A 14,832-nucleotide genomic window follows, 5' to 3' on the forward strand; every position below is an offset into this window, starting at 1 on the left:
CAGGCGAAGTGGTTCGACCGTTCCGGTGGCATGGGTGGTGAAAACTAGGCCCCGGTCCGGGTGGGTAACGAATCGGACACGGACTGATCGGTCGACTTCGGCGGGGCTTCCGGGGGCAGGAGGGCGCGAGTCCGTGCGGATCGGGCGCGTGAAACAATGCCTCATCGTGAAGAACTTCGAATCCCTGTTCGCCGAGCTGCAGGATCGTGCCACCACCCGCCCCGAGGGGTCCGGCACCGTGGCCGCGCTGGATGCCGGTGTCCATTTCCAGGGAAAGAAGGTCCTGGAGGAGGCCGGGGAGATCTGGCTGGCAGCCGAGCACGAGACCGACGACGAGCTCGCCGAGGAGATCTCCCAGCTGCTGTACTGGGTGCAGGTGCTGATGGTGGGGCGCGGGCTGAAGCTCGAGGACGTGTACCGACATCTGTGACGGATGCCGAATCCACGTTCCCTGAACTCACCCTTCCGAAAGGCTCCAGCATGCTGCGCGTCGCAGTGCCCAACAAGGGCGCCCTGTCCGAATCCGCCACCTCGATTCTGTCCGAGGCCGGCTACCGCAAACGCACCGACTCCCGGGAACTGACCGTTCTCGACCCGGCCAACCAGGTGGAGTTCTTCTTCCTCCGGCCCAAGGACATCGCCATCTACGTCGGCTCCGGTGAGCTCGACCTCGGCATCACCGGCCGGGACCTGGCCCTGGACTCGGGCGCCCCGGTCGCCGAACGGCTGGCGCTCGGCTTCGGCCGGTCCACCTTCCGCTATGCGGCACCCGCGGGGGAGCCGTGGCAGGTCGAGGACCTGGCCGGGAAGCGGATCGCCACCTCCTACCCGAATCTGGTGCGCGCCGATCTGGCCCGCCGTGGCATCGAAGCCGAGGTGATCCGCCTGGACGGCGCCGTGGAGATCTCCATCCAGCTGGGGGTCGCCGACGCCATCGCCGATGTGGTCGGTTCCGGCCGCACCCTGCGTCAGCACAACCTGGTCGCGTTCGGCGACACCCTCTGCGACTCCGAGGGCGTGCTGATCGAACGTGACGGCGCGCCGGCCGACAACCGGACCCGCAACCAGCTGATCGCCCGGGTGCAGGGTGTGGTCTTCGCCCAGCAGTACCTGATGCTGGATTACGACTGCCCGAAGTCGCTGCTGGACGAGGTCGCGGCCATCACCCCCGGTCTGGAATCGCCCACCGTGTCGCCGCTGGCCGACCCGAACTGGGTCGCCGTCCGCGCCCTGGTCCCGCGCAAACAGGGCAACGAGCTGATGGACCGCCTCGCCGAACTGGGCGCCAAGGCGATCCTGGCCACCGATATTCGTTCCTGCCGCGCCTTCTGAGTTGACCGGCTCCGGCGGCACAGCGTCGCCGGAGCCGGAGGGCGGTCCTGGCCCCTCGGCCCCTGAATCGCCCGGTGTACCCCAGCTATTCTCGCCCGGATGTCGAACCGGCCTGCCTCCGATCGGCTGGGGGATGGCGCGCGCCGGACGCGCCGATATCGCGGCCCTGCTGCCAGGGGCCTGTTCGTCCGGGTCAACCGGATCGGCGTCGACGAACTCGCCGACCTCGACCACGGCGACCTGCCGGCTCGATTCCACCGAGACATCCGCCGCCCACTGGGGCTGCGCCCAGCGTTCTGCCCGAACGGCTCGACTACATTCTGCGGGCTGTACCCCGCAATCCCCGGCTCGGCGCTGTCGGCGGATCCGCGGGCTCCGGCTCGCCGCCACCGACCTGGACTGGGCCTCCGGTACCGGCCCCGTCGTGCACGGTCCCGCCGAATCCTTGCTGATGGTGATGAGCGGGCGGCACGGGATCGTCGGCGAACCGGCCGGTCCGGTGTGCCGATCCTGGCGCGCCGCCTCGGCGAACAACCGTCACCGGCCTGACCGGGTCAGTGGAGCTCGGTGCGGCCACCGGTCGAGAGCCCGCCGGTCCCGCTGAGGTCCTTGAGATCCACACCGGAGCGGCCGAGACGGCGGGCGCCGGCGACCAGGCCGGCCACCACCCGGGCGGCAGCGGTGTAGCCGAGGCCGTCCGGCGGGTGGATGTTGGAGATGCAGTTGCGTTCGGAATCGGCTCGGCCGGGGCGTGGCCGGTGAGTGAGGTAGATGCCCAGGCTGGACGCCACCGACAGCCCGGGACGCTCGCCGATGAGCACCAGCACGGTACCGACGCCGAGGGCGTGCCCGATATGGTCGCCGAGGGCCACCCGGGCTTGGGCGGCGATCACCGGTGCCGCGAGGGTGTAGTGCGGTGTGAGGGTGTCGGCGAGCGCCGCGACCAGGGCGGCTCCGTGGTCGGTGAGGGCCCGCGGTGACAACCCGTCGGCGAGGACCACACCGATATCTGCGCCGGTACGGGGGAGCGCGGTGTCGCCGGCCGGTTCGCGGCCGAGGTCCGGGCGGCGCAGGAATTCGGATCGGTTCCCGGCGCGGCTGCGTACCGACTGCGGCGCACCCAGGCCCAGCGCCGCGACATCGGCGGCCAGCCGGGTGGTGTCGGCCGGTTCGTGCACTGCGTCCCGTGCCGCAGCATGTGCGGCGCGGAATTCGAGCAGCCGGGTGGTCGGCAGCGCGTCACCCGCCCGGCCCAGCCCGATCCGCGCCCGGGTGGTGTCGCGCAGCCGATTCCAGAAGTCGCTGCTGGGTGCCCGATCGGCGTCGGTCATCGCAGCACCCCCAGCTCACGCAGCGGCGAGGCCGCCGGTTCCAGTTCCCGGATCCGGCCGTCCGGGGCCAGCATGCCCAGGCTGTCGAGCCAGGCGGCGAACTCCGGTGCAGGCCGCAGCCCCAGGATGCGGCGAGCGGCGAGGACGTCGTGGCAGGACAGGCTCTGGTAGCCGAGCATCACGTCGTCGGCGCCGGGCACCGCGATCACGAACGCGGTGCCGGCCGCGCCCAACAACATCAGCAGGGTATCCATATCGTCGGAGTCCGCCTCGGCGTGATTGGTGTAGCAGACGTCGACGCCCATCGGCAGTCCGAGCAGCTTGCCGCAGAAATGGTCCTCCAGACCGGCCCGGACGATCTGTTTGCCGTCGAACAGGTATTCCGGGCCGATGAACCCCACCACCGTGTTCACCAGCAGCGGATCGAGGTCCCGGGCGACGGCGTAGGCGCGGGCCTCCAGCGTCTGCTGGTCGACCGGCCGCCCGCCGGCGCCCAGATGGGCGCCCGCCGACAGCGCCGACCCCTGGCCGGTCTCCAGATACATCACGTTGTCGCCGACTGTGCCGCGGCGCAGTGACCGGCCGGCCTCGTTCGCTTCCCGTAACAGCGAGAGGTTCACGCCGAAACCGGAATTGGCGCCCTCGGTGCCCGCGACGGACTGGAACACCAGGTCGACCGGAGCTCCCGATTCGATCAACCCGAGCGTGGTGGTCACATGGGAGAGCACGCAGGACTGGGCGGGGATCGCGAACCGCTGCCGGATCTCGTCGAGCAGGACCAACAGGTCGGCGGTGGCCTGCGGCGAATCGGTGGCCGGATTGATCCCGATCACCGCGTCCCCGCAGCCCAACAGCAAACCGTCCAGCAACGCCGCGGCGATACCGCGGGGATCGTCGGTCGGATGGTTGGGTTGCAGTCGGCTGGCCAGCGTGCCCGGTGCGCCCAGGGTGGTCCGGAACGCCGAATGCACCCGGGCCGCCCGGGCCACCGCGATCAGGTCCTGATTGCGCATCAGCTTGCTGACCGCAGCCACCATCTCGGGCGTGAGCCCGGGCGCCAGGGCCGTGAGGGTGTCCGCCGCGTCCGGAGCGACGGCGACGTCGAGGAGACGGTCGCGTAGATCGCCGACGGTGAGATGCGCGACCGGTGCGAAGGCCACCGAGTCGTGGGTGTCGGTGATGAGCCGGGTCACCTCGTCGGTGTCGTGGGGCACCACCGGATCGTTCAGCAGTGTGGTCAACGGCAGTTCGGCCAGGGCCCATTGGGCGGCCGCACGTTCGGCATCCGAGGCGGCGGCGCAGCCGGCCAGCTCGTCGCCGCTGCGCAGCGGGGTCGCCTTCGCCAGTAGATCCACTGTTCCGTCGAACCGGTATGTGGTGCCGCGCAGCGTCTGCCGGTACACGGTCATCCGAGCTCCGTTTCGGCACGGGCCAGCGCGGCGAATTCCTCGTCGGGGGAGGCGGCGACCAGCCGGTGCCGGCTGTACGCGCCGAAATAGCCGAGGAACGCGGCGAACACTGCCAGGGTGCAGGCGGCGGCGACCGGATCGACGAGGAAGGTGGCGATCACCGCGATCACGGCCACGATCAGCGCGAAACCGGTGGTCACCACGCCGCCCGGGGTTCGGTAGGGTCGCCGCATCCCGGGTTCGCGCACCCGCAGCACGATGTGGCTGGTCATCATCAGAACGTAGCTCACCGCCGCCCCGCACACCGCCATGTTCAACAGCATGGCGCCCGCACCGGTCAGCGACAGCGCGAAGCCGACCACGCCCGGCACCACCAGCGCGAGCACCGGTGCCTTGCGCCGGTTGGTGATCGACAGTGCCGTCGGCAGGTACCCCGCTCGTGACAGGGCGAAGGTCTGCCGCGAGTAGGCGAACACGATGGAGAAGAAGCTGGCGACCAGCCCCGCCAGCCCGATGTAATTCACCGCGGTCGCCACCGCACCGTTGCCGAGGGCTTCGACCAGCGGATTACCCGATTCCGACAACCCCGCCGCGCCGAGGGCACCGGTGGCCAGCAGCAGGACCGCACCGGCGGTCACCAACAGCACCAGCATGGCGGCGAGGATGCCGCGGGGCACGTTCTTCTCCGGATCGCGCGCCTCCTCGGCCGCCAGCGGGACGCCTTCGACGGCGAGGAAGAACCAGATCGCGAACGGCACCGCGGCCCAGACGCCGAGCACACCGAACGGCAGGAACTCGGAGCTGCCGGCTGCGTCGGGGTCCACGGCCATATCGGTGAGGTTGCCGGCATCGAACTTCGGCCAGGCCGCGACGGCGAAGACCAGCAGACCGAGCAGTGCGATCCCGGTGACCACCAGCATCGCTTTGAGTGCCTCACCGACACCGGCCAGATGGATGCCGATGAACAGTGCGTAGACAGCCAGGTAGATCCACCAGCCGTCGGTGATGCCGAACAGTCCGAGGGATTCCACGTAGGCGCCGATGAACGTGGCGATGGCGGCCGGCGCGATCGTGTACTCGATGAGCACCGCGACGCCGGTGGCGAATCCGCCCCAGGGGCCGAGCGCCCGCCGGGCGAAGGTGTAGCCGCCGCCGGCGGCGGGCAGTGCGGCCGACAGTTCCGCCATGCCGAGCACCATCGCCAGATACATTCCGGCGATCAGGACGACCGCGATCAGCAGCCCGCCGAAGCCGCCCTCGGCGAGCCCGAAGTTCCAGCCCGAATAGTCGCCGGAGATCACATAGCTGACGCCGAGACCGGCCAGCAGTACCCAGCCGGCCGAGCCGGTCCGTAACGTGCGCCTGGCCAGATACGCGTCGGTTTCCCCGCTGTTCGCCGGGGGGCGGGTCACTGTCATGACGGCTCACACTTCTCTCGCACAATCCTGGACGTTCGCCCAGATGTAGGTCGGGAACGAGTGTGCGAAGTGAATGTTGCCGGGTTGTCACCGGCGGTTTCCTGCCCGATGACGGGCGGTTACGGCCGGCGGGGTCGTTGCGTCATTTCGGTCTGCGACCGGCCTGTTCCAGCGCCAGCCGGAGGGCGTATTCGATCTGGGCGTTGATGCTGCGCAGATCGTCGGCCGCCCACTTCGCGATCGCGGAGTGGACGGCCGGGTCCAGGCGCAGCAACACCTTCTTGCGCTCGGCCATCCGGCGGACTCCTCAGGAGTAGAGCGATCCGGCGTTGACCACCGGGGTGGTCGGGCGGTCACCACAGAGGACGACCAGCAGGTTGGACACCATGGTGGCTTTGCGTTCCTCGTCCAGTTCCACCATCCCTTCCCGGGTGAGCCGGTCCAGCGCCAGTCCGACCATGCCGACCGCACCTTCCACGATCCGGGCCCGGGCCGCGACCATCTGGTCGGCCTGCTGCCGCACCAGCATCGCCTGGGCGATCTCCGGTGCGTAGGCGAGATGGGTGATCCGCGCCTCGATGACCTCGATGCCTGCGGATTCGGTGCGTTCGCGCAGCTCCACCGTCAGTTCTTCGGCGATGTCGGCGCCGTCGCGCAGGCTGGTGCGATCGTCGTCGTGTGCGTCGTAGGGGTGCGTGGTCGCCAGATGCCGGACCGCGGCCTCGGACTGGGTGGCGACGTACTCCTCGTAGTCGTCCACGGCGAAGGCGGCCTTGAAGCTGTCCACCACCCGGTAGACCACGACCGAGGCGATCTCCACCGGGTTGCCGTCGGCATCGTTGACCTTCAGCTTCTGGGTCTCGAAATTGCGCACCCGCAGAGAGATCGACTGCCGGTCGGTGAGTGGAGTCACGAAGAAGAAGCCGGGATCGGAGACCGAGCCGATATAGCGGCCGAAGAACTGCACCACCTTGGCCTCGTTCGGATCCACCACGGTCAGGCCGGTTGCCAGGGTGAGCAGCGCCACCACGACGATGCTCGCCACGACTCCGCCGGCGAGGGCGGCCACATTCCCGTCCTGTACGCCGAACACGAATCCGGCGGCCGCCGCGCCACCGAAGCCGAGTACCAGCAGGACCAGTCCGGCCAGGATCGGAAAACCGTTCGTGCGGAAAGCGGACCGGAGCTCCATGACATCCTCCCAATATCTAAGTGATATCACCAAGATAGCATGTCGACAGCGAGTGCGGCGGGCCGGATGTGCGCCCGGCGGCGGGGGCCTGGCAGTCTGGACGATGTTTGCCGTGGCCACGGCCGACGACGAGAGCAGGAGAACGGAGACAGATGACCGCCAGGCGGACCGGACCCTTCCAGGTCGGAGACCGGGTTCAGTTGTCCGATGCGAAGGGACGGCTGCACACGGTCGTCCTGGATCCGGGTAAGGAATTCCACACGCATCGGGGGGCGATCCGGCACGACGACCTCATCGGGGCCGCCGAGGGCAGCCTGGTCACCTCGACCAACGGCACGCCCTATCTGGCCCTGCGGCCGCTGCTGGTCGACTACGTGCTGTCGATGCCCCGGGGTGCGGCGGTGATCTACCCCAAGGACGCCGCGCAGATCGTGCACGAAGGCGATGTCTTCCCCGGTGCCCGGGTGCTGGAGGCCGGGGCCGGCTCCGGGGCGCTGACCTGCTCACTGCTCCGCGCCGTGGGATCGGCCGGGCAGGTGCTCTCCTACGAGATCCGCGAGGATCACGCCGAGCACGCCGTCCGCAATGTGCAGACCTTTTTCGGTGAGCGACCGGACAACTGGGAGCTCACCGTCGGTGACGTGGCCGAATACACCGGCCCGCAGGTGGATCGGGTGATCCTCGACATGCTCGCGCCGTGGGACGCACTGCCGGCGATCAGTCGGGCGCTGGTGCCCGGCGGGGTGCTGATCGTCTACGTGGCGACGGTGACCCAGCTGTCGAAGGTGGTCGAGGCGCTGCGGGAGCAGGAGTGCTGGACCGAGCCGCGGTCCTGGGAATCGATGGTGCGGGGCTGGCATGTGGTGGGCCTGGCGGTGCGCCCCGAACATCGGATGCAGGGCCACACTGCATTTCTCGTGAGCGCCCGCCGGTTGGCCGACGGGGTGACCCCGCCGAAACCACAGCGTCGTCCCTCCAAGGGCTGACGCCGTCGGGGCCGGCGGCGTCTGCGGATCGGTGAACCGGAGATGTCCGGTGGTGAGTGTGATTACGGTCGCATCGTGCCGGATCCCGTCGGCCGATCCGGCATGCTCGTGCGCGTGATCACTTTACGGAGAACGGGTTTTCGGTGGGCGGCCGGCATCGCAGGCGGTGCGCTGCTGCTGACCGGATGCGGTGGGGGATCCGAGGCGGCGGGCTGGGACGGCCCGGCGCCGAGTACACCTCGCGAGGAATTGGTACTGACCGAAGCCGAGTTCCCGGGTCCGGCCACTGCCGTCGAGATGACTGCCGAGCAGTTGCAGGCCGGTGCGGCTCAGATGACCGAGGTGCTCGCCAACGGGGTCTTCACCCCCGCCGAGTGCGGTGATTCGCAACGGGACCTGCAACAGGTGATGCGGGACACGATGGCCGAATCGGCGGTCGCCGCGGCGGCCGACGGTGACCTGATGTTCGTCGAGATGGTGTCGGGCCATCGGACCGATACCGAGCAGGTCGCCGCAGAGAACCGCCGCTGTGATGAGTTGACCCTGGTCACCCGGGACAGTGGTCAGGAAGTCACCGCCGATCTACAGGTGGAGGTGCTCGACGCACCGGCGGCGCTGGCCGGTGCCGATGCGATCGTGCTCCGGTCCCGCAGCACCGCCACGGCGGACGGTACGGGCCCGGTGGAGTCGGTGGAGATGCAGGGCATCGCCGTGGTGCGGCAGTCGACCGTCTCGGCTCAGATCAAGACGTACGGCACCGAGCTGGACGAGCAGATCTTCGAGGAATTCTTCGTCGCGGCCGTGCAGAAAGTGGTCGACGCCGACTGAATCGGCCGGAGGTGTCGTACCCCGCCCGTACAGTGCTGGGCATGAACCGGCGAGTGTGCTCCGGCGCGATTCCGGTGCCCGCGACGGATCGCGGGTACCGGAACGCCGTGCCCGAATCAGGCGGGTACGCAGGGTGCCTGGGCGAAGCCCAGCACCAGGCAGCCGCTCTCGTCGGAGAGCAGCCACGCCCCGTCCACGTTCTCCCAGGTCATCGCCAGCGGGGCGGGTGCGGTGCCGTGCATCGTGGTGACCGTCACCTGGGCGGTGGCGGTGGATTCGTCGCCGGTGACGTCGGCCAGTTCCCACTCGATGGCGCCGTAGCCGCCGAGCTGGCTGTTGAGCTGCTCGATATTGGCGCGGCGCTGGTCGCCGTCGACGATCAGCTGCGTCTTGTCGTCGGTGGAGACCTCCGGGTCCGACAGCCGGTTCAGCACCTCTTCCAGGGTCTCCGCGCTCGGTGCACCGGCGGCCGGCGCCGGTGCCGATGTTGCCGATTCCGCGGACGTCGCCACAGCGGTGCTGGTACTGGTGGTGGCCTCTGTTGCGGAGTCGTCGTCGGAGGTGCAGCCGGCCAGTGCCGCGGTGACCGCGGCCAGGGCGGCTACCGAGGCCACGGCGGAGCGGACGGTGCGGGAGGTGAGGTGCATGCTGGCAACCTTTCGGCCGTGTCGATGCGCGCCCCCGGTGGGGCGGCAGCGGTATGTGTTAGGGCAGGCTAACACGGCAGGCTTCCGGCTGATCGCCGCACAGATGTGATCACCGCGAAACCATGTCGGAAAGCGAGATCGGATTGCGCCCGGTAGCGTTGAAAGACCGGGACTGGGAGGAGCAGCATCATGAGCCCCATCGAGAATTCGGATTCGGCGGCCTGGCGAGAGCTCGAGGCGGTACGCGCCGAGGCGGCTGCACTCCGCAGGCAACTCGCCGACTCGCCGGACCGCACGCGCGAATTGGAAGCCCGAATCGATTCGCTCACCATCCGTAACACCAAGCTGATGGACACGCTCAAGGAAGCCCGTCAGCAGCTGGTGGCCTTGCGGGAGGAAGTGGATCGGCTGGGACAGCCGCCCAGTGGCTACGGCGTACTGCTCGGGGTCTACGAGGACCAGACGGTGGACGTCTTCACCTCGGGTCGCAAGATGCGCCTGACCTGCTCGCCCAATATCGACACCGAGGTGCTCGAGTACGGCCAGACGGTGCGGTTGAACGAGGCCCTCACGGTCGTCGAGGCCGCCGGATACGACGCCATCGGTGAGATCGGCACGCTGCGCGAGGTGCTCGACGGTGGCCGCCGGGCCCTGGTGGTCGGGCACGCCGACGAAGAGCGCGTCGTCTGGCTGGCCGGGCCGCTGGCCAAGGTGGCCGAGGTCGACGACCTGGACGACCCGGAGTCTCCGATACGCAAACTGCGCCCGGGTGATTCGCTGCTGGTGGACACCAAGGCCGGGTTCGCCTTCGAACGGATCCCCAAGGCCGAGGTCGAAGACCTTGTGCTGGAGGAGGTTCCGGATGTCGACTACACCGACATCGGTGGCCTGGGCCGGCAGATCGAGCAGATCCGCGACGCCGTCGAACTGCCCTTCCTGCACAAGGATCTGTTCCGCGAGTACGCGCTGCGGCCGCCGAAGGGTGTGCTGCTGTACGGTCCGCCCGGCTGCGGTAAGACGCTGATCGCCAAGGCGGTGGCGAACTCGCTCGCGAAGAAGATCGCCGAGGCGCGGGGTGAGGACGCCAAGGAGGCCAAGTCCTTCTTCCTCAACATCAAGGGCCCCGAGCTGCTGAACAAGTTCGTCGGTGAAACCGAGCGGCATATCCGGATCATCTTCCAGCGGGCCCGGGAGAAGGCCTCCGAGGGGACCCCGGTGATCGTGTTCTTCGACGAGATGGACTCGATCTTCCGGACCCGTGGTTCGGGCGTGTCCTCGGACGTGGAGACCACCGTGGTGCCGCAGCTGCTGTCGGAGATCGACGGCGTGGAAGGCCTGGAGAACGTCATCGTGATCGGCGCCTCCAACCGTGAGGACATGATCGACCCCGCCATCCTGCGGCCGGGCCGGCTCGACGTGAAGATCAAGATCGAGCGGCCCGACGCCGAATCGGCGCAGGACATCTTCTCGAAGTACCTCACCGAGGAGCTGCCGCTGCACGAGGACGATCTGCGCGAGTTCGACGGCGACAAGGCCGCGTGCGCGCAGGCGATGATCGAGAAGGTCGTCGACCGGATGTACGCCGAGAGCGACGACAACCGCTTCCTGGAGGTCACCTACGCGAACGGGGACAAGGAGGTGCTGTACTTCAAGGACTTCAACTCCGGTGCCATGATCGAGAACATCGTGGACCGGTCCAAGAAGTACGCGATCAAGTCGGTCCTCGACACCGGCAACCCCGGGTTGCGGATACAGCACCTGTTCGATTCGATCGTGGACGAGTTCTCCGAGAACGAGGACCTGCCCAACACCACGAACCCGGACGACTGGGCACGGATCTCCGGTAAGAAGGGCGAGCGCATCGTCTACATCCGGACCCTGGTCACGGGCAAGAACGCGAGTGCCAGCCGGGCGATCGATACGGAGTCGAATACGGGCCAGTACCTGTAGCACGCCGACCGTGGGGCCGCAGCCGATCCGGGTGCGGCCCCACGTCTGTGCTCGGTCACCGAAGAATCCGCCGGGGATTTCGGCGAATCACCGGACACGGCAAGGGTGAATAGGGCACGCTTCACATGCCCGATCGTTACACCCGGTGGGGTTGCGTAAACCGAGGAGAATGCCATGACCGGATCCGCTGCCGATTTTCTGGCCGAAGTCATCGTCAAGACCATCGAGAACCTGTTCTCCGGGAGCGCCGGCTGAGCCGGTATCGCGAATCACCGCGGGCCGCGGTCACCTCCGGGTGGCCGCGGCCTCTCGCTGTCCGGGGCCGAGACGCCGACGGTGCGGCATCCTCGGACCGCTACGCTGAGCGGATGAGCGCAGCTACCGAGATCTGGCACAACCCGCGGTGCAGCAAGAGCCGGGCCGCCGAGGCGCAGCTGGCCGCTGCCGGGGTGGACTACGCCGTGCGGCGCTACCTCGACGAGCCGCCCACCGAGGCGGAGCTCCGCGCCGTCCTGGCCCGCCTCGGGGCCGAACCGTGGGACATCACCCGCACCGGCGAACAGATCGCCAAGGACCTCGGCATGGCCGAATGGGGTCGCACGCCCGCCGATCGGGACCGATGGCTCACTGCCCTGGCCGAACATCCCAAGCTGATCCAGCGGCCGATCGTGCTGACCGCCGACGGTGGGGCCGTGGTCGCCCGCGACGCCGAGGCGCTGCGCCGGCTCGGTTGACGGGTCACGGGTTGCCGATCGATTGCCGACTGTAACGTCACACTGTGCGATCATGATGTAGATCACGTCAGCGGGGTTACGGGCCCCGGTTCGGATCGGATCCGAACGTGGACCTCATCAGTGAGTCGGGGCCGGGCTCCACGTCGGTGGGAGGTTGTCATGAAGTCGATCAAGCGTTGGGTGGTCGGGGCGTCGGCTGCCGGTCTGATTGCGGCATCCACCGTGCTGGGTGCGGCACCCGCACAGGCCCAGCCCGCCGGGTTCTGCTCGGTGAATCCCGTGGCTGCCACGGGTGCGTACTCACAGTGCGGCGGCGAAGTGTGGCACCAGGTACGGATCACCTGCTGGGCCTGGTGGAACTGGTTCAGCAGCTACGAGCGCTGGGGGCAGCCGGCGTTCGGCGCCTACCACTCGGAGACCGCCTGCGATCTGCCCTTCTCCATGCAGACCTGGCAGGTGATCGTCTACTGAGCCAGCAGATCCGGTAGCAGTACGCGGGTGTCCGGTACGAACGGCCACGCCGGATCGTCGAGGCGTTCCCGCAGTTCCGCATCGGTCCACCACCAGCCGTCCGCGATCTCCGACGGCTGGTGGTGCAGCGGGCCGTCGTAGCCGATCTCGTAGGCGAACAGATGGCATCGCATCGGCCGGCCCGCCCAGCTGCCGTCCCAGGCGGCCCGGGCTCGCAGCGGTAGCTCCGTATCCGCCGGGACTTCGACGCCGAGCTCCTCGGCCAGTTCCCGGCGCGCCGTCTTCGCCGGTGACTCGCCGGCCCCGACCACCCCGCCGGCCAGGCAATCGTGCAGGCCGGCGAACACCAGTTTGCTGTCGGTGCGCCGATGCACGTATATGCGGTTCCCGTCGCGGGAACGGACCAGCACGCCGGCGCTGGCGTGCCACAGTCCGTCCCGGTAGACGGTGCCGCGCTCCGCCGCACCACACACCGCCCCCGCGGCGTCGTATACGGCGATGAGTTCGGTTTCCGGGGCAGCAGTCACTCGCCGAGGGTACCGACGGCGGAGACGGCGCGGTCCGGTCCCGCCGGGCGCGGATAGGGCGGCGGGCCGGTTCCGGTGATCCGGAGATCGCCCCACGGGTCCCGTTCGGTGAGGCGCCCGGCGGCGGCCGGACCGCCCGGTAGCGACAGGTACACGGTGGCGCGAGCGGGCTCCGGGAGTTCGGTACCGGGCGACCGGGCCCGGATCCGGCCGTACCAGTGGTAGCGGCCGTCGAGTGGATCCAGGTGCCCGGCCAGGGTGACCGTGACCGGATATTCGGCGCCCGGAGCGTCGAGCAGTGCCGGGCCGGAATATTCGTACGGCGCCACTCGGTCGGCGGCGACGGAGACATCGAAATGCCGGGCCGGGCTGTGCGACAGCAGTCTCCGGTAGTGACCGGACGCCAGGTGCGGCCGGCCGAACCGGCGGTGGTACTCGTGCTGGCTGCTCGCCCGGACCTCGATCCGGGTGGCACCGGCGGTCCGGAGCAGGTCGATCGTCCGGCAGACGTAGTCGGTCTGGGCTCGCCGTACCGTGGACGACTGCGGGTCGGCCGCGCCGGAACCCGGACCGCCGAGCAGGAAGAGATTCGGGAAGCCGCGGACCGCTACCCCGCGGAAGGTCGGCCGGTCCGGGCCGGTGCGCAGGACGCGGCCGTTGCGGCCCCGGACGACGAGATCGCCGGTCCCGGGGTCCGCGGCCAGGATCACGATGCGCGCGCGGCGGTCGGCGCCGGATGCGGTTCGGGCCCGCCATTCGTCCGCCTCGTCGTCGAACGCCAGATCGGCCACTCGATCGACGAAAAGGGCGCCGGGATTCGGTGCCGTCGGCCGGCGGACCAGACGCGGACGGCGGGGTCGTTGCCCGGTGGCGGGGGAATGGCGTTCGGCCATGTGGGTGATCTCCCCGTACCCGGCGGCGGCGAGTGCCCGGGCGGCCGACTGCCCGGGTGCGCCGCCCACAATGAGGACGGTGACGCCACCACCCGGCGTCGGCGTGCTGCGTCCGGCGGCACTGCCGGTGGGGACGCGATGTATCGGTGGCACACTGCCGGGCTCGTTCACAACAGCCCGCTCCGTCGCCACAGCCGCTTGCCGAGTGATCCGATGAGACCGTTGCGGTCCAGGAATCCGGCGAGGTCTGCGGCACCCAGCGTGCGTGCCGCCCGTGCGCTGGGGTTGCGCAGCGCGATGCGGCGAGCGGAGCGTCCGTCGAGACCCGCCCGGTCGTACATGTGCCGGTTGGTGATCAGTCCGGCGAACAGCGGGCCGGCGACCGCCACGCACAATCGGATATAGGCGCGTTCGGTGGCCGAAATCGCCGGAATCCGCCGGGCCAGGGCATCGCGGGCGAAACCGATGTGCCGGGCTTCCTCGGTGACGTGGATCTGCATCACCCGCGCCACGATCGGCTGCAGCTCCGGATCGTCGAGAATGCGCCGCTGCAGGGCGTCGAAGATCTCCTCGCCGAGGAGGGCGGCCACCCACACCATATTGCCGCGCAGCACCAGCGGCAGTCCCGCCACCAGCAGCCGAGCCGGTGGCCGGGGCCAGTACGGGCGTGCTTCGACATGCTCGATCAAGCGGCCGAACATCACCATGTGCCGGCATTCGTCGCCCATTTCGGTCAGGGCGTAGTGCGAGGTGGCGGCGGTGGGGTCGGCGCGCAGCAGTTCGCGCAGCAGCAGCCGATTCAGCAGATTCTCGAACCAGATACCCACCGACAGCACGTTCGCCAGTTCCTGCCGGGACAGCTCGCGCCGCTGCGCGGCCGTCAGGGCGTGCCACAGCGGGCTGTCGTACAGCGAGACGACCCGAGCCGGGAGGAACAACTTCGCCGGATCGAGCGGCGCCTCCCAGTCGATGTCGACCGCGGGTTCGTAGGACCGGCGGACCGAGCCCACGAGCAGTCGCCGCGCGAAGGCGTCGCGCGGCGTGGTGGCAGCATGTCCCATGACACCCACTCCCTTGTAGGTGATACATAATGTAACATCTAGATTAGTGAGAC

General features: G+C 69.0%; 16 protein-coding genes. 7 read left to right on the plus strand and 9 right to left on the minus strand.

The genetic code is table 11. The annotated features are described in order from the left end of the window. Positions 1-166 precede the first annotated feature (166 nt). Both AC1HFH_RS11930 and hisG read left to right on the plus strand, forming a co-directional pair. Positions 167-430: a phosphoribosyl-ATP diphosphatase gene (locus AC1HFH_RS11930; RefSeq protein ID WP_480247506.1), complete on the plus strand. Its 264-nt coding sequence runs from the start codon at positions 167-169 to the stop codon at positions 428-430. A 50-nt stretch (positions 431-480) separates the two neighbouring features. Beyond that, a complete protein-coding gene (hisG, locus tag AC1HFH_RS11935; RefSeq protein ID WP_480247507.1) occupies positions 481-1,332 on the plus strand; it encodes an ATP phosphoribosyltransferase in 852 nt (283 codons plus the stop codon). Positions 1,333-1,886: 554 nt separating this feature from the next. Here hisG and eutC read toward each other — a convergent pair. From eutC to AC1HFH_RS11960, 5 genes are all read right to left on the minus strand, one after another. Next, the gene (gene eutC, locus AC1HFH_RS11940) at positions 1,887-2,663 is read right to left on the minus strand and encodes an ethanolamine ammonia-lyase subunit EutC (RefSeq protein ID WP_480247508.1); all 777 of its coding nucleotides are present in this window, start codon (positions 2,661-2,663) and stop codon (positions 1,887-1,889) included. Continuing rightward, the gene (locus AC1HFH_RS11945; protein ID WP_480247509.1) at positions 2,660-4,072 is read right to left on the minus strand and encodes an ethanolamine ammonia-lyase subunit EutB; all 1,413 of its coding nucleotides are present in this window, start codon (positions 4,070-4,072) and stop codon (positions 2,660-2,662) included. Before AC1HFH_RS11945 ends, eutC begins: the two co-directional genes overlap by 4 nt. Beyond that, positions 4,069-5,490: an ethanolamine permease gene (gene eat, locus AC1HFH_RS11950; RefSeq protein ID WP_480247510.1), complete on the minus strand. Its 1,422-nt coding sequence runs from the start codon at positions 5,488-5,490 to the stop codon at positions 4,069-4,071. The genes AC1HFH_RS11945 and eat overlap by 4 nt, the downstream gene beginning before the upstream one ends. A 142-nt stretch (positions 5,491-5,632) precedes the next feature. Further along, the gene (locus tag AC1HFH_RS11955) at positions 5,633-5,785 is read right to left on the minus strand and encodes a type II toxin-antitoxin system antitoxin (protein WP_480247511.1); all 153 of its coding nucleotides are present in this window, start codon (positions 5,783-5,785) and stop codon (positions 5,633-5,635) included. A 12-nt stretch (positions 5,786-5,797) separates the two neighbouring features. Beyond that, a complete protein-coding gene (locus AC1HFH_RS11960) occupies positions 5,798-6,682 on the minus strand; it encodes an SPFH domain-containing protein (RefSeq protein ID WP_480247512.1) in 885 nt (294 codons plus the stop codon). A 152-nt stretch (positions 6,683-6,834) separates the two neighbouring features. On the opposite strand from AC1HFH_RS11960, the gene AC1HFH_RS11965 reads away from it, so the two are divergent. Together AC1HFH_RS11965 and AC1HFH_RS11970 are read left to right on the plus strand one after the other, a co-directional pair. Further along, positions 6,835-7,668, plus strand: a complete 834-nt coding sequence (locus tag AC1HFH_RS11965; RefSeq protein ID WP_480247513.1) for a tRNA (adenine-N1)-methyltransferase — start codon at positions 6,835-6,837, stop codon at positions 7,666-7,668. Positions 7,669-7,743: 75 nt separating this feature from the next. After that, entirely contained in the window at positions 7,744-8,496 is a 753-nt protein-coding gene (locus AC1HFH_RS11970; protein ID WP_480247514.1) for a hypothetical protein, read from the plus strand. A 116-nt stretch (positions 8,497-8,612) separates the two neighbouring features. Here AC1HFH_RS11970 and AC1HFH_RS11975 read toward each other — a convergent pair whose 3' ends face one another. Next, positions 8,613-9,143, minus strand: a complete 531-nt coding sequence (locus AC1HFH_RS11975; RefSeq protein WP_480247515.1) for a WKL family lipoprotein — start codon at positions 9,141-9,143, stop codon at positions 8,613-8,615. A 189-nt stretch (positions 9,144-9,332) separates the two neighbouring features. Between AC1HFH_RS11975 and arc the strand changes: the two genes are divergently transcribed. The 3 genes from arc (at position 9,333) to AC1HFH_RS11990 (ending at position 12,298) form a co-directional block, all read left to right on the plus strand. After that, positions 9,333-11,093 (plus strand): proteasome ATPase, encoded by a 1,761-nt coding sequence (arc, locus tag AC1HFH_RS11980; RefSeq protein ID WP_480247516.1) that lies wholly within the window; start codon positions 9,333-9,335, stop codon positions 11,091-11,093. 368 nt (positions 11,094-11,461) lie between these two features. Beyond that, positions 11,462-11,827 (plus strand): arsenate reductase family protein, encoded by a 366-nt coding sequence (locus AC1HFH_RS11985; protein ID WP_480247517.1) that lies wholly within the window; start codon positions 11,462-11,464, stop codon positions 11,825-11,827. Positions 11,828-11,986: 159 nt separating this feature from the next. Further along, the gene (locus tag AC1HFH_RS11990) at positions 11,987-12,298 is read left to right on the plus strand and encodes a hypothetical protein (protein ID WP_480247518.1); all 312 of its coding nucleotides are present in this window, start codon (positions 11,987-11,989) and stop codon (positions 12,296-12,298) included. Here AC1HFH_RS11990 and AC1HFH_RS11995 read toward each other — a convergent pair. From AC1HFH_RS11995 to AC1HFH_RS12005, 3 genes are read right to left on the minus strand one after another with little or no spacing between them, the layout of a single operon-like run. After that, positions 12,292-12,825 carry an NUDIX hydrolase gene (locus AC1HFH_RS11995; protein ID WP_480247519.1) on the minus strand — a complete coding sequence of 178 codons (534 nt, stop codon included), beginning with the start codon at positions 12,823-12,825 and terminating at the stop codon, positions 12,292-12,294. The genes AC1HFH_RS11990 and AC1HFH_RS11995 overlap by 7 nt on opposite strands. Next, the gene (locus AC1HFH_RS12000) at positions 12,822-13,871 is read right to left on the minus strand and encodes a DUF4873 domain-containing protein (protein WP_480247520.1); all 1,050 of its coding nucleotides are present in this window, start codon (positions 13,869-13,871) and stop codon (positions 12,822-12,824) included. The genes AC1HFH_RS11995 and AC1HFH_RS12000 overlap by 4 nt, the downstream gene beginning before the upstream one ends. A gap of 14 nt (positions 13,872-13,885) precedes the next feature. Beyond that, on the minus strand, positions 13,886-14,779 hold the full coding sequence (locus AC1HFH_RS12005) for an AurF N-oxygenase family protein (protein ID WP_480247521.1): 894 nt from the start codon (positions 14,777-14,779) through the stop codon (positions 13,886-13,888). Positions 14,780-14,832: the final 53 nt, after the last annotated feature.

It is taken from the genome of Nocardia sp. KT25-26 (genome assembly GCF_056627695.1).